This is a genomic window from Gloeocapsa sp. PCC 7428 (assembly GCF_000317555.1).
Lineage (GTDB): Bacteria > Cyanobacteriota > Cyanobacteriia > Cyanobacteriales > Chroococcidiopsidaceae > Chroogloeocystis.
Map to the genome: position 1 here is coordinate 363,527 of NC_019745.1, position 12,819 is coordinate 376,345.

General features: G+C 43.8%; 14 protein-coding genes. 8 read left to right on the forward strand and 6 right to left on the reverse strand.

What is annotated here, in order from left to right:
* Nucleotides 1-76: 76 nt before the first annotated feature.
* Complete coding sequence (locus tag GLO7428_RS01615) at nucleotides 77-862, reverse strand: RNA polymerase sigma factor SigF (RefSeq protein ID WP_015186807.1); 786 nt, start codon at nucleotides 860-862, stop codon at nucleotides 77-79.
* Nucleotides 863-1,389: 527 nt separating this feature from the next.
* On the opposite strand from GLO7428_RS01615, the gene prfB reads away from it, so the two are divergent.
* The 8 genes from prfB to GLO7428_RS01655 all read left to right on the forward strand — a co-directional run bounded on the left by prfB (nucleotide 1,390) and on the right by GLO7428_RS01655 (nucleotide 7,501).
* Nucleotides 1,390-2,512 (forward strand): peptide chain release factor 2 gene (gene prfB / locus GLO7428_RS01620; RefSeq protein ID WP_155823550.1). Its coding sequence is split into 2 segments (ribosomal slippage): nucleotides 1,390-1,461 and nucleotides 1,463-2,512, totalling 1,122 coding nucleotides; the frame shifts between segments, so codons are not numbered across the junction.
* A gap of 191 nt (nucleotides 2,513-2,703) precedes the next feature.
* Nucleotides 2,704-2,904, forward strand: a complete 201-nt coding sequence (locus GLO7428_RS01625; RefSeq protein WP_015186808.1) for a DUF3285 domain-containing protein — start codon at nucleotides 2,704-2,706, stop codon at nucleotides 2,902-2,904.
* Nucleotides 2,901-3,440 (forward strand): rRNA maturation RNase YbeY, encoded by a 540-nt coding sequence (gene ybeY / locus GLO7428_RS01630; protein ID WP_015186809.1) that lies wholly within the window; start codon nucleotides 2,901-2,903, stop codon nucleotides 3,438-3,440. Before GLO7428_RS01625 ends, ybeY begins: the two co-directional genes overlap by 4 nt.
* 103 nt (nucleotides 3,441-3,543) lie before the next feature.
* A complete protein-coding gene (locus tag GLO7428_RS01635) occupies nucleotides 3,544-3,993 on the forward strand; it encodes a diacylglycerol kinase family protein (RefSeq protein ID WP_015186810.1) in 450 nt (149 codons plus the stop codon).
* A gap of 31 nt (nucleotides 3,994-4,024) precedes the next feature.
* Nucleotides 4,025-4,621 (forward strand): aminodeoxychorismate/anthranilate synthase component II, encoded by a 597-nt coding sequence (locus GLO7428_RS01640; protein ID WP_015186811.1) that lies wholly within the window; start codon nucleotides 4,025-4,027, stop codon nucleotides 4,619-4,621.
* Nucleotides 4,618-5,388 carry an MBL fold metallo-hydrolase gene (locus tag GLO7428_RS01645; protein WP_015186812.1) on the forward strand — a complete coding sequence of 257 codons (771 nt, stop codon included), beginning with the start codon at nucleotides 4,618-4,620 and terminating at the stop codon, nucleotides 5,386-5,388. The genes GLO7428_RS01640 and GLO7428_RS01645 overlap by 4 nt, the downstream gene beginning before the upstream one ends.
* An 85-nt stretch (nucleotides 5,389-5,473) precedes the next feature.
* Nucleotides 5,474-6,781, forward strand: coding sequence for a Xaa-Pro aminopeptidase (pepP, locus tag GLO7428_RS01650; RefSeq protein ID WP_015186813.1), 1,308 nt, complete (start codon nucleotides 5,474-5,476; stop codon nucleotides 6,779-6,781).
* Between the two features lie 36 nt (nucleotides 6,782-6,817).
* The gene (locus GLO7428_RS01655) at nucleotides 6,818-7,501 is read left to right on the forward strand and encodes a pentapeptide repeat-containing protein (protein ID WP_015186814.1); all 684 of its coding nucleotides are present in this window, start codon (nucleotides 6,818-6,820) and stop codon (nucleotides 7,499-7,501) included.
* 58 nt (nucleotides 7,502-7,559) lie between these two features.
* Here the strand turns inward: GLO7428_RS01655 and GLO7428_RS01660 are convergent, their stop codons facing one another.
* From GLO7428_RS01660 to aroC, 5 genes are all read right to left on the reverse strand, one after another.
* Entirely contained in the window at nucleotides 7,560-9,203 is a 1,644-nt protein-coding gene (locus tag GLO7428_RS01660; protein ID WP_015186815.1) for a radical SAM protein, read from the reverse strand.
* A 31-nt stretch (nucleotides 9,204-9,234) separates the two neighbouring features.
* Nucleotides 9,235-9,489 (reverse strand): SemiSWEET transporter, encoded by a 255-nt coding sequence (locus GLO7428_RS01665; protein ID WP_015186816.1) that lies wholly within the window; start codon nucleotides 9,487-9,489, stop codon nucleotides 9,235-9,237.
* Nucleotides 9,490-9,692: 203 nt separating this feature from the next.
* On the reverse strand, nucleotides 9,693-10,604 hold the full coding sequence (locus GLO7428_RS01670) for an alpha/beta hydrolase (RefSeq protein WP_015186817.1): 912 nt from the start codon (nucleotides 10,602-10,604) through the stop codon (nucleotides 9,693-9,695).
* Nucleotides 10,605-10,665: 61 nt separating this feature from the next.
* A complete protein-coding gene (locus tag GLO7428_RS01675; protein WP_015186818.1) occupies nucleotides 10,666-11,538 on the reverse strand; it encodes a DUF4037 domain-containing protein in 873 nt (290 codons plus the stop codon).
* 73 nt (nucleotides 11,539-11,611) lie between these two features.
* Nucleotides 11,612-12,706 (reverse strand): chorismate synthase, encoded by a 1,095-nt coding sequence (gene aroC, locus GLO7428_RS01680; protein ID WP_015186819.1) that lies wholly within the window; start codon nucleotides 12,704-12,706, stop codon nucleotides 11,612-11,614.
* Between the last annotated feature and the right edge of the window lie 113 nt (nucleotides 12,707-12,819).

Consider the following 12,819-nt stretch of genomic DNA (forward strand, 5'->3'; position numbering starts at 1 on the left):
AGTGGTAATGATATAATTTTGTAATAAGCTGCTTACTTGTAGCGTTGCTTTTATGAATAAATTAACAAAGTAAGTATTAAGCTCCTGCTGCTAAGGCTGGTGCTTGTAATAAATTAACTAACTGTACTTTACCTCTTTGAAGGTAGCGGGTAACTGTCATTGGGCTAGTGCCAATGTGTTGTGCTGCTTCTTTACGCGAAAGCTCTTTTAAGAAAACTAATTCAACTGCAATTCTTGTCTTTTCCTCCATTTGACTCATTGCGCCTTGTAGTTGCTGGCGATCCTCTTCTTGTTGCTGTAAGCTCGTAGAACGAGGATCAGCAAGTGCTTCTCCTAATGTAATTGGGCAATCGACATGATGAACAACAGTCGTATCTAGACTTAAAGTAATTCGGTTTTGAATTGCTAATTTGCAATCGAGCCACTCTTGTATAGAAACTTGTAAGCAGCAAGCGATTTCGATATCTGTTGGACAGCGCCCTAATGAAGAAGTTAGTTTTTTACGAACTTTTTGTCCCTGGTTATAAATTTCTTGCCAACGTCGAGGAATTTTAATAGCACACGAGCGATCGCGTAAAAAATGAAGAATTTCCCCACGAATATAAGGCACAGCAAAAGAACTAAAAGCATAGCCTTGACTCGGATCAAATCGTTCAATTGCTCGAATCAAACCCAAGTAGCCAATTTGTTCTAAATCTTCGTATGGCTCAGTACATTGATGACTGAATTGATGTGCCATTTTCCTGACTAAACCACTGTGCAATTTAACCAGTTTATTTCGTAATTTAATCGAAGGTTTTTGATGATATGAAACAAGTAAGTTCCGTGCTTCTGAATAGTCAGCGTATTGAGTTTTCGGCATAAAAACTCCGATAATAATTAAAGAGATTTTTAGATATTTGTGTAAAAAAATGACTAAGCTTGAATCCAAGCTGCAATTATTGTCGGTAGAGAAAGCATAAGAAACCATCGTCATTCCACTGAATTTATCAAGGTTGCCCTTTGACAAATCGGGATTTTTACGTATATTCTCTGAGTAAGTAGCATCGCTTCATTGTCTTCATAGCTAGACAGATCGCTCTGAGAATCATCGGGTGCCGATATGAATCGTCGAGTAGTTATTCATTGGAAGTCTTCAGTAGCATTCAGTAACGACCGATTAAGACGAAAAAGGCTTGGCAAATTCACACATCTGAAAGAGAGATAACGACAAAAAATTCAGTAGCTTGAGTAGGGATTGACCTCAAGTGAGTTCTACTGTCTTCAGTAGCGCGTGGAAGAACTAAAAGTCTTATCCAAAGACTTGGATTGAGAAGTTGTCGATAATCGTTAAAATCAAAATACAGTTCAACGCACGATCGCAAAAAAAATACTGTCTACTTAGAGGATATGGAAGTCTTAGAAATCAAACGCGAAGTCGAAAGGTTATCTCAGCGCCTGGGTAAAACCCAGGACTATCTTTGACGTACCAGCATTAACCGCCAAAATTCAGGATCTTGAGCAAATCGCAGCGCAACCAGAATTTTGGGAAGATCAAACAAGTGCGCAACAAACGCTGCAAGAAATGAACGATCTCAAAGCGCATTTGCAGCAACACGCACAATGGCAAGCGAGTTTAGAAGATACCAAAGCTGTGCTGGAACTTTTAGAGTTAGAAGCTGACGAAGCCCTGCTAAACGAAGCCGCTGTGAACGTGACGCAGTTGAATCGAGAACTCGATCAGTGGGAGCTACAGCAGTTACTCGCTGGTCCTTATGATGAAAAAGGCGCAGTTCTCACGATCAATGCGGGTGCAGGAGGAACTGACGCTCAAGATTGGGCAGAGATGCTGCTCCGGATGTACACGCGTTGGGCAGAAAATCAAGGATATAAAGTCAATCTTGCTGAACTTTCTGAAGGCGATGAAGCGGGAGTTAAGTCAGCTACGCTAGAAATTTCTGGTCGTTATGCTTATGGGTACTTGCAAGGCGAGAAGGGAACGCATCGCCTAGTACGCATTTCCCCTTTCAACGCCAACGGTAAGCGACAAACAAGCTTTGCTGGTGTGGAAGTCATGCCACAAATCGATAATTCTGTGCAGTTGGACATACCAGAAAAAGACTTAGAAATTACAACATCAAGGGCTGGTGGTAAAGGCGGGCAAAACGTTAATAAAGTAGAAACCGCAGTCCGCATCGTCCACATTCCTACTGGTATTGCAGTGCGCTGTACTCAAGAGCGCAGTCAGTTGCAAAATAAGGAAAAAGCACTGGCGATCCTCAAAGCAAAGCTGCTGATCGTTGCGCAAGAACAACGCGCGCAAGAAATCGCCCAAATTCGTGGCGATATGGTAGAAGCTGCTTGGGGAAACCAAATTCGCAACTACGTCTTTCACCCCTATCAGTTAGTGAAGGACTTGCGGACTAATGTGGAAACAACAGCGATCGCCGACGTTATGAATGGCGAAATCGATTTGTTTATTCAAGCCTACCTCCGTCAAGAAAATCAACTTGTAGAGAGTAACATCGCCTAGTTGAGGAGAAATAGGGGAAGCAGAGGGTAGGCGGGTAGTTGGGTTATTGAGTATTAAAGAGCAATAATCATCAAATTTCTCCCACACTTCCCACACTTCCCACTAGCCTCTAGCTGCTGCTTTAACAAACTGTTACATTAAGGGAAGAATATTTATAGCCGTATATCGCGTGCAAGCGACAATACTTAATTATGAGCAATTCGTCCTTACCAGAGCAAACTGTAAGCCATCCGACGCAATCACCTGCAACCACCACCGAACCGCGACCAAGTTATGTTAAGCTTGCCATGCGTAATATGGTGCGTAAGCGAGCTACTTCGCTGCAACATTTTATTTTAACAACTGTTGGACTTTTAGCCGTTCTGGTGGGACTTGCTTATCTAACTCGATGACAAAACAACTGCAAGTTGAAATCAACGTTGAAAACTGTTTTTTAGATTCCTCAATAGCAAAAGATTTATTAGTAAATCAACAAGTTAATTCCAACTTCATCGCCATAGAGACGTGGGAAGCGTGGTTTGCGTGTTGGATTGCAAGCTTGCAAGAGTATCTTCCTCCAGCACTGGGATACGAACTGAGCCTGCGCTTAACTGACGATGCAGAAATTCAAGTGTTAAATGCGCAGTATCGACAGCAAAACAAGCCTACCGATGTACTAGCATTCGCAGCATTAGAGACAAATTTCCCTCTGCCGAGTGAGATGCGATCGCGTCTTCCTTTATATCTTGGTGATATAGTAATCTCGGTTGATACAGCCGCACGGCAAGCAAATCAGCAGAATCACTCATTGAAAATTGAGCTAGCTTGGTTAGCAGCCCATGGTTTGCTTCATCTGTTGGGTTGGGATCATCCCGACGATGACAGCCTCAACCAAATGCTCAACGAGCAAACTCACTTACTAGACAAAGTTAATCTTGTCGTGATGTAGCTAATCAAATTTCTATTGCCAGTTGTTACTTTCCTGTGAGACGATGAATTACCGCTATTCAAGCAAGTTTCCTCAATAACTCCTGTGTTCTGGTTTCGTGTATATGTCCCAAGAAGTTTCTACATCACAGCCAAACCGACCAGAAATAGCTTCGAGAAAGCGGGAGTTTTCTTGGCGAGTCGCTGCCAATTTATTAATTAGTTTTAAATATGCCTGGAATGGCGTAAGTTACACTTTTGTTACCCAACGCAATTTTCGGATTCATTTATTAATTGGCGCTCTAGCAATCAGCTTGGGCGTTTTATTACATTTACAACCGATTGAGCTAGCCGTTATTAGCATTACGATTGGATTAGTACTGGCATTAGAGGTCTTGAACACAGCAATCGAGTCGGTCGTCGATCTCACAGTCAAGCAAACTTATCACGAACTCGCTAAAATTGCTAAAGATTGCGCAGCAGGTGCTGTTCTTGTTACTGCGTTAGCCGCTGTATTTGTTGCCGGAATTCTCTTATTACCTCCCTTGCTCGTCTTATTACGCGCCGCTTTATGATAGAGAAGAGTAAGAATGAGGATAAATAACCTTGCTCATAGTTATCGATAACTACGACAGCTTCACCTACAATTTGGTTCAGTATCTCGGAGAACTCGCAGCCGATTTTCCTGTAGCGGCAGAAATCCAAGTTTACCGTAACGACCAAATTACCTTAGAGCAAATTCGCCAGTTGCAACCAGCAGGTATTGTCATCTCTCCAGGACCTGGACGCCCCGACGATGCTGGAATTTCTCTAGATATCATTCGTCACCTAGGACCAGATTTACCAATTCTCGGTGTGTGCTTGGGGCATCAAAGCATTGGTCAAGTTTTCGGCGGCAAAATTGTTTCTGCGCCAGAACTCATGCATGGTAAAACATCTGACGTTTCACATACAGGTATTGGTGTTTTTAAAGGATTAGAAAATCCTTTGACCGCAACTCGGTATCATAGTTTAGCGATCGATGCGCAAACCTGCCCAGACGTACTAGAAATTACGGCTTGGGTAGACGATGGCACAATTATGGGTGTAAGACACCGAAACTATCCGCACATTGAAGGCGTCCAATTTCACCCAGAGAGTGTGCTGACAAATTCAGGAAAGCAGCTACTACGAAATTTCCTGGAACAACTGGAGAAAAGATGAAACGGCGACAATTAATGCAATATGCTGGGGCGGGGTTGCTGACAACCGTGGCGACGACCCTAGGCAAATTTCAACCTGCTGTCGCACAAGCAGGTTCGTTATCAGTTCAATGGTTAGGTCATACGTGTTTTCTGTTTAATGGAGGCGGAACCCGCGTTTTAGTTAATCCTTTTCGGACATTGGGTTGCACCGCAGGCTATCGCCCTCCAAACGTTGCGGCAGATCTAGTACTGATTAGTAGTCAGTTACTCGATGAAGGTGCTGTAGAATCCGTGCCAGGAAATCCCCGCTTGGTTTTTGAACCAGGCGTTTATGATTTTAATAATATCCAGTTTCAAGGAATCGCCACCGACCACGATCGCGTCGGCGGAAAACGTTTTGGTACAAATGTCGCGTGGCGCTGGACACAAGCAGGCATCAACATTCTGCACTTGGGAGGCGCAGCGGCACCAATTACGACTGAGCAAAAAATCTTGATGGGTACTCCTGATGTCGTTTTTGTTCCTGTGGGAGGCGGTCCTAAAGCTTACAATCCCCAGGAAGCAAGAGCAGCAGTGCAAACACTGAATGCAAAACTTGTTATTCCGACGCACTATCGTACCCAAGCCGCAGACGAAGCTAGCTGCGATATCGTTGCGCTTGACGAATTTCTGGCAGTCATGGACGGAATGCCTGTACGCCGCGCAAATTCTGACACAATTAGCTTGAGCGCAGCAGATTTACCACAAAATGGTTCGGCAATTCAAGTCTTAAGTTATCGATTTTAGCGATCGCCTAACACACCCACCTTGGCAGCCTTGTTCAAGGTGGTTCGACTACAATTAAGCATAAAGAGCAACTTTAAAAGCAGCAATGCAAGCAGAATATCGCCAGCGTCGCGAACAGCTGATGACAAAAATCGGTAGTGGAACTGCAATTTTTCGCAGTGCGCCGACGGCAGTTATGCACAACGACGTGGAATATACTTACCGTCAGGATAGCGACTTTTTTTATCTAACAGGATTTAATGAACCTGAAGCCGTCGCAGTTTTAGCGCCGCATCACCCAGAACATCGCTTTATCTTGTTTGTCCAGCCCAAAGAACGAGAAAAAGAAGTTTGGACGGGCTACCGCTGTGGCGTGGAAGGGGCAAAAGAACGCTATGGCGCAGACGAAGCGTATCCGATCGCCGAACTTGATGAAAAATTACCGCAGTATCTCGAAAAAGCCGACCGCATTTATTACCGCTTAGGACGCGATCGCGCATTTAATGACAAAATTCTCAAACACTGGCAACGCCTACTCGCAACTTATCCCAAACGCGGCACAGGACCAATCGCCTTAGAAGACGTTGGCATATTGCTACACGCGATGCGACTGACAAAAAGTCCAGCCGAATTAGAATTAATGCGCAAAGCAGCAGAAATTTCCGTCGAAGCCCACAATCGGGCAATGGCGATCGCGCACCCAGGGCGTTACGAGTACGAAATCCAAGCCGAAATTGAACACGTTTTTCGCCGACGCGGTGGTATGGGACCGGCGTACCCCTCAATAGTTGCTTCTGGTGCAAATGCGTGCGTGTTGCACTACATCGAGAACAACTGCCAAATGCAGGATAATCAACTGCTACTCATCGACGCCGGATGTGCTTACGAGTACTACAACGGAGATATCACGCGGACTTTCCCTGTCGGCGGTAAGTTTACACCGGAACAAAAAATACTGTATGAAATTGTCTTAGAAGCACAACAGCAAGCGATCGCCCAAGTAAAACCAGGAAATCCTTACAATGCCTTTCACGATACCGCCGTGCGCGTCCTCACCGAAGGTTTAGTCGAACTTGGTATCCTCAAAGGTGAAATCGACAAACTCATCGAGGAAGAAAAATACAAACCCTTCTATATGCACCGCACAGGACACTGGCTAGGTTTAGATGTTCACGATGTTGGCGTTTATCAACACGGTGACAATCCTCAAATTTTACAACCTGGGCAAGTTCTCACCGTCGAACCAGGGCTTTACATCGTCCCCGACACCAAACCCGCCGAAGACCAACCCGAAATTGATCCCCGCTGGAGTGGAATTGGTATCCGGATTGAAGACGACGTGTTAGTCACAGAAACTGGCAACGAAGTTTTAACCGCAGGTGTTCCTAAAGCAATTTCAGAATTAGAAAGGTAAAGATACCAATAAGTCCAAATTACTGAGCATCTCAAAATGGTACTACTTCCACGACGGCTACTTCGTGCTGATTGGTTTTCACCACCAAAGCAAAACATTCTTTTAGTCGATACACCATCTGCGGCTAGCGAGATAGCCTTTATGCTAGGCGGCGAGTGGGACGGATGCAACAGCGTTGTGTTAGATAAATGTGACGAGGTAGCTGTCAATACTGCTGCTAGCCTCATCCAAGCACAATGGTGTTATGCAGGGGCAGAAGTGACATATCTTGCCCGATTAACTGCTAACGAGTTGCTACGACGCTATCAAGCAGGCGAGAGAAATTTCACCAATGCTAACTTAAGAGGAATCTCGCTCGATTCTGACAACTTAAATGCCATCAATCTTAGTTGGGCAAAGCTTACAGGGGCTACACTTCAACAAACAAACTTAACTTATGCTGATTTAACCGCAGCCGACTTAACCGCGACTAATTTAAGTTTGGCAAACTTAAGTAGAACAACGCTAGCAATGGGCAACTTAGCGCGGGCGAACTTATCACAAGCCAACCTCACCGGCGCAAATTTATATCGCGCTTGCCTCAGAAATGCCGACCTCACACAAGCAGATCTAACCGGCGCAAACTTAACCTTAGCTGACCTCACTGGCGCAAATCTCAATGAAGCTAAACTAACTCACGCCAATTTAACAGGGACAAAGATACAGCTTTTAGATGAATAGTAGAGGTCAGGGTGAGAGTACGGGCACAAGCGAGACTTTGTATTCTTTGTGGTTCTTTTTAACACCGCACCAACTGCGACTCCTTACCAACTTTATCCATCTCAGCTTCAGCGGCCGCTAAATGCTTCAATAAAGTCGCCTGCGCAAGTGGTCCTTGAATGTGACTCCAAGGCAAAACCCGATCGCGCGACCAATCGCTATACACGTAAAAATCTAAATCAGGAATCTGCCCGCGTAACGCTTTAAACGCCCGTCGGTAACTTCCCAACGAGTCACCGTAATGCCGCGTTAACTCTAATAACTGTGATAAACGGCGATCGCCCCGCGACAACAATGCCTGAATCACTGACCAATTGTAACTTTCTGGACGGAAATCAATACCTTGGGGTTTAAGCTGCTTCTGCAAAAACTGCAATCGCTTCTCAGCTTGGTGGTTGACTCCATACCACTGAAACGGCGTATGCGCTTTCGGAACAAACGTACTGCATCCCAACGTTAACCGTAATCCTGGGGCAGCTTTTTTCAGCGATTTCATCATCGCGACAGTTTGTTCGAGATCTGCCATGTCTTCTCCAGGAACTCCCACCATCCCGTAGAGTTTTAAACTGCTTAATCCTCCAGCTTTGGCATTAACCGCAGCTTGAATAATGGCATCATTATCGAGTTTTTTATTAATGATCCGCCGCAAGCGTTCTGAACCACTTTCGACGGCAATTGTCAGCGATCGCGTGTCACGTTTTGCTAACAATCGCGCGAGTTTTTCTGTTACGGTATTTGTGCGTACCGAGGCAATACTTAAACGGATATGGTCGTACTCTGGCTTACTCAAGTACTCTAACAAAGCATCAAACTCAGGATGCTGAGTCACCGACGCGCCTAATAAACCAATGCGATCTGTTACAGCTAATCCACGTTCAATCGCTGGAATGAGTGAACCCTCAAAACTTGCTGTCCGAAACGGAAGTGTTAAGTAACTTGCCAAGCAAAAGCGGCACATTTCAGGACAACTACGTACCACTTCCACCATGTAAATATTTTCCCACGCAGCTTTTTCGGTGACTACGGTAGAAGCAGATAATGTGTTACCGCGATAAGTTTGCTTTTCTACAACGTTGGGAACTGCTGCGAGAGGTTCAATTGACTTAATCGTACCTGTAGGATCGTGATACGTAACTTCGTACAAACTGGGGATATAAACTCCTGGAACTTGTGCCAAATGTTGCAACTGAGTTGGGCGATCGCTATTGCGAACTTCTTTGTAAGCAGCAATAAAATCTCCTAGTAAATTTTCCCCATCGCCTAGCAAAATAACGTCAAAAAAATCCGCAAACGGTTCTGGGTTTGCTGTTAATACTGGACCTCCACCAAAAACGAGGGGATCGCTGCTACTGCGCGCCTTTGCCCGAATCGGAATTTCTAAAGACTCAAGTAAATTGAGAATATTAACGTAATCGAGTTCCCACGACACAGAAAAACCGAGTAACTCAGGATCGCGTGGTAATTGTTCGTGAATATCAGTAAATAAGCGGCTTACTTGCACATCTGACCGCATTGCTAAAGTTGCCCACACGACTTGATAACCCAGGCTAGTGATTCCCACGCTGTATTCATTGGGAAAGGCAAAAATCGTACGAATCGCATCGCTATCTGGAGTTGCTGGGTTAAATAAAAGGCGTTCGTTGGCAAAAACGGAGGCAGTCACTGGCGTTAATTAGCTTCATTTAGCTATTGAGTCATCTATATCTTATTTTAAGCCCTAAAATTATTAAGTTGAAAATGAGTGTAATTAAGTTAGCAAGAATAATAGGTAATGCTTGTAGATAAATTCCATAAATTAACCACAAAAATACACCAGTTGAAAATATCATTAGCATCCCTAAAGAAACATCTTTAGCTGATTTAGATTGCCAGGTTTTAAATAATTGTGGGAGAAAAGCAATTGTGGTTAATGTTCCGGCTATTAGCCCTAAGATTGAGACGAAATCCATTTAATTTAGTAAGTAGGTAGGCATAATTAAATATCACATACAACATTTATCGGGTAATAGTTAATAGGTAATGGGTAATAGCTCCTGCTTAACCAATGACCAGTTACCAGCCCTTAAGTTACGTTTATTTTTACTCATTTACTTAGATAATATAAGCAAACACTTCAGGAAAAGAGAAAGCAGAGGCAGAAGTAAGCTGTTAGCTAAGATATGTTTTCAGTGAATTCTCTTTCTATTTCTTGAAGCGTTTGTTGCAAGTTTTCTGAGTGCAACCAACCAACAAAGCCACTGTAGAGACATTTACCTTCGGGACAACTGACGAAAACGTGATCTATTCCTAATAAATTTTTCCAAGTACAAATAGAAATCCCATTTTCTAAAGTAAAGCAAACTTGGGCTTTGCTAAAGTCTCGATGATGCGCGTCTGTGATACCAGAAACGAGTTGCAAACGCTGAATGAGTAAGTCAGTTAATTCAGGTTCGGAAATGTCGCTTAGTGTTTTTTCGCTAGTCCAAAAATCTTGAATGACAGTTGTAACATCCGAGTGATGGCGCATAATTGCGTGCGATAAGCCAGGAAGTAAAACAAACTGGGCATTGCGAAACTTAGTTGAACCTATCGGAATTGTGCCATCGCTACCGTTGTCAAAATCTCCGGCAATGATTAACGTGGGGATCGCTTTGGCGATCGCTTCGGCAATTTCTCGGCGATTTTTGCCTAAGTCGCGTGCAATACCTACTCCCAAACTTAGGGGATCAAGTAATCTTGCTAAGTCTGCCCCTCCGATAGGTGATGCGATTAGCACTAATGATTCTACTCTTGACCACCATTCGGGATGACGATTGAGGACTTCAAGCCAAATTAATCCTCCCATCGAATGACCAATAATCCGGATAGGCGTGTTTGGATATCGCGAATTGGTTTCAATCGCAATTTTTTCGACCGCCGCGATTAAAGGTTCAATGCGCAACCAAGTATTGATAAAACCCAAACTGGGGGAGACAACAAGTGTTTTTGGAGTTGCGAGACGATTTGCTAATGATGCGATCGCCTTACCTGTATCCGCCCATCCGTGTTGGGCATAAAGGATAAAATCTGGTTTATCAATTGGCATTGTGTGCAAAAAAGTTATCTGCCCAGTGCTATATTAACAATCTTTAATATAGTTAGACTTTTCAATTTCTTTCGTATTTACCCAACCCTGATATTGGGATTAGCCGTTCAGTGAGTAATAGCTGATCTAGATTATCTATTAAACAATTGATGTTGTAGAGAATCTTACTATCCATTGATAATGAACCCAGAAGATTTTTCAAATCAATCTCAAAAGATTTTGGTAATTTCTTGCATAAAGATTTAGCAAATTGTACCAAGCGTTTTTCTCCTGGATGAGGTAGATAATTAACTGCAAAAATAATATCAAAATAACTTGCGACTAATGCCGCTACACGATGATTAATACTCACAAAGTCACTACGACTTATAGCTAATTTTATTTGGTGTGTATAAGCTGAGATGTGCTGGCGGAGAATTGGGTAATTTTTAGCAACGATCGCACGTCTTAATTCTTCGGGATACGGTTGCAAAGCTTGATGTTGCAGATGTTTGAACCAACCATCGCGATCGTACACAGGATGTGATTTCAAAATATTCCACCACAGACAGGTTGAATAGCCGACAGATGCTTGGTGATTGACTAAAATGCTTTCTAACTGTTTTTCTATCCAATTAGGCGTCCTGTACATCACATCAACACCACATCCGGTAGCTGTATCAATCCATTCATCACCAGGTTCCCAAAATTGATTATTAATTTCTATCCGAGTTGCAAATTTGTTGGCAATATCAGCACGAACATTTGTAGGAATTTCTGTGGTTGTATAGACGTAAAAATCAAAGTCAGACAATTCATCAGCCAATTCGTTGATTTGCGATCCAGCCAATGCAATTGCAATAACTTGTGGCAAAGCACTAAATTCAGCAACAATTTTTTGCGCCAATTCTGGTACTTCTTGCGGATGCTCAATCAGCCCATGTTTTTCCTGCATTTTTAAGGTCAAGCATATAAACTGCTAAGTTATGTCAGGATAATTTGATATTTTGCGCTTGTTAACCGACGAATTAATTTGTTAACACTTTACACTGTCCTTGATGGCGCAATAGATGATCGCACAGCACCAAAGCTACCATTGCTTCTACCATAGGTACAGCACGGGGTAACACGCAGGGATCGTGTCTTCCTTTAGCCGCCAATAACGTATCTTCACCTTCACGAGTAACCGTACGCTGTTCCTTGCGAATCGTCGCTGTCGGTTTAAACGCTACCCGCAAAACGATATTTTCCCCGTTAGAAATTCCTCCCTGAATGCCCCCTGAACGATTTGTGAGAGTACGTACTTCGCCGCGTTCATCGGTGTAGAACTCGTCATTGTGTTCGCTACCCGTTAGCAGCGTACCGGCAAAACCAGAACCGATTTCAAAACCTTTAGACGCAGGTAAAGACATCACGCCTTTAGCAATATCAGCTTCTAGTTTGTCAAAAACAGGTTCTCCCAAACCTTTAGGGACATTCCGCGCCACACATTCCACAACCCCACCGATTGAATCTCCCTGACGCCCAATTTGTTCGATATGTTCGATCATGCGTTCGGCACATTCCGCATCAGGACAGCGGACGATATTACTTTCAACTTGTGCGGTCGTTACCGTATTGGGATCGATAACGCCTTCTAAATCTTTGATGCGTTTGACGTAACCAATAATTTCAACACCAGCCACCGCGAACAGAATTTTTTTGGCGATCGCACCAGCGGCGACTCTCCCGATTGTCTCGCGGGCAGAAGATCTACCACCACCTTGCCAGTTACGAATGCCATATTTTGCATCATAAGTCGCATCCGCGTGTGATGGACGGTACTTTTGCGCCATTTCATCGTAGTCTTGCGGGCGAGTATCTTTGTTACGGACTAAAATTGCGATCGGTGTTCCCAAGGTTTTGCCTTCAAACACGCCTGATAGAATCTCGCACGTATCTGCTTCTTTGCGCGGTGTGGTAATTTTGCTTTGACCTGGACGCCTGCGGTCGAGTTCTTGCTGAATTTCTGCGGCAGAAATTTCTAGGCGCGGTGGACAACCATCAATCACTACCCCAACGCCACCGCCGTGAGATTCGCCAAAGGTTGTTACCCGAAATAATTGTCCAAAAGTATTACCCATAGTGTTGGGGTGAATGATGTTTTTACCAAACTTAAAGATATCAAGATTTTACTGCTTAGTTTGGGTGTCTTGCTGGTTAGCTATGAGACAGTATACGCATTTCCTCTCATATG

Bases quoted from the DNA above. Each gene is read 5' to 3' on its own strand.
- GLO7428_RS01615 (WP_015186807.1), bottom strand. From the start codon at position 862: ATGCCGAAAACTCAATACGCTGACTATTCAGAAGCACGGAACTTACTT.
- GLO7428_RS01625 (WP_015186808.1), top strand. From the start codon at position 2,704: ATGAGCAATTCGTCCTTACCAGAGCAAACTGTAAGCCATCCGACGCAA.
- ybeY (WP_015186809.1), top strand. From the start codon at position 2,901: ATGACAAAACAACTGCAAGTTGAAATCAACGTTGAAAACTGTTTTTTA.
- GLO7428_RS01635 (WP_015186810.1), top strand. From the start codon at position 3,544: ATGTCCCAAGAAGTTTCTACATCACAGCCAAACCGACCAGAAATAGCT.
- GLO7428_RS01645 (WP_015186812.1), top strand. From the start codon at position 4,618: ATGAAACGGCGACAATTAATGCAATATGCTGGGGCGGGGTTGCTGACA.
- pepP (WP_015186813.1), top strand. From the start codon at position 5,474: ATGCAAGCAGAATATCGCCAGCGTCGCGAACAGCTGATGACAAAAATC.
- GLO7428_RS01655 (WP_015186814.1), top strand. From the start codon at position 6,818: ATGGTACTACTTCCACGACGGCTACTTCGTGCTGATTGGTTTTCACCA.
- GLO7428_RS01665 (WP_015186816.1), bottom strand. From the start codon at position 9,489: ATGGATTTCGTCTCAATCTTAGGGCTAATAGCCGGAACATTAACCACA.
- GLO7428_RS01670 (WP_015186817.1), bottom strand. From the start codon at position 10,604: ATGCCAATTGATAAACCAGATTTTATCCTTTATGCCCAACACGGATGG.
- GLO7428_RS01675 (WP_015186818.1), bottom strand. From the start codon at position 11,538: ATGCAGGAAAAACATGGGCTGATTGAGCATCCGCAAGAAGTACCAGAA.
- aroC (WP_015186819.1), bottom strand. From the start codon at position 12,706: ATGGGTAATACTTTTGGACAATTATTTCGGGTAACAACCTTTGGCGAA.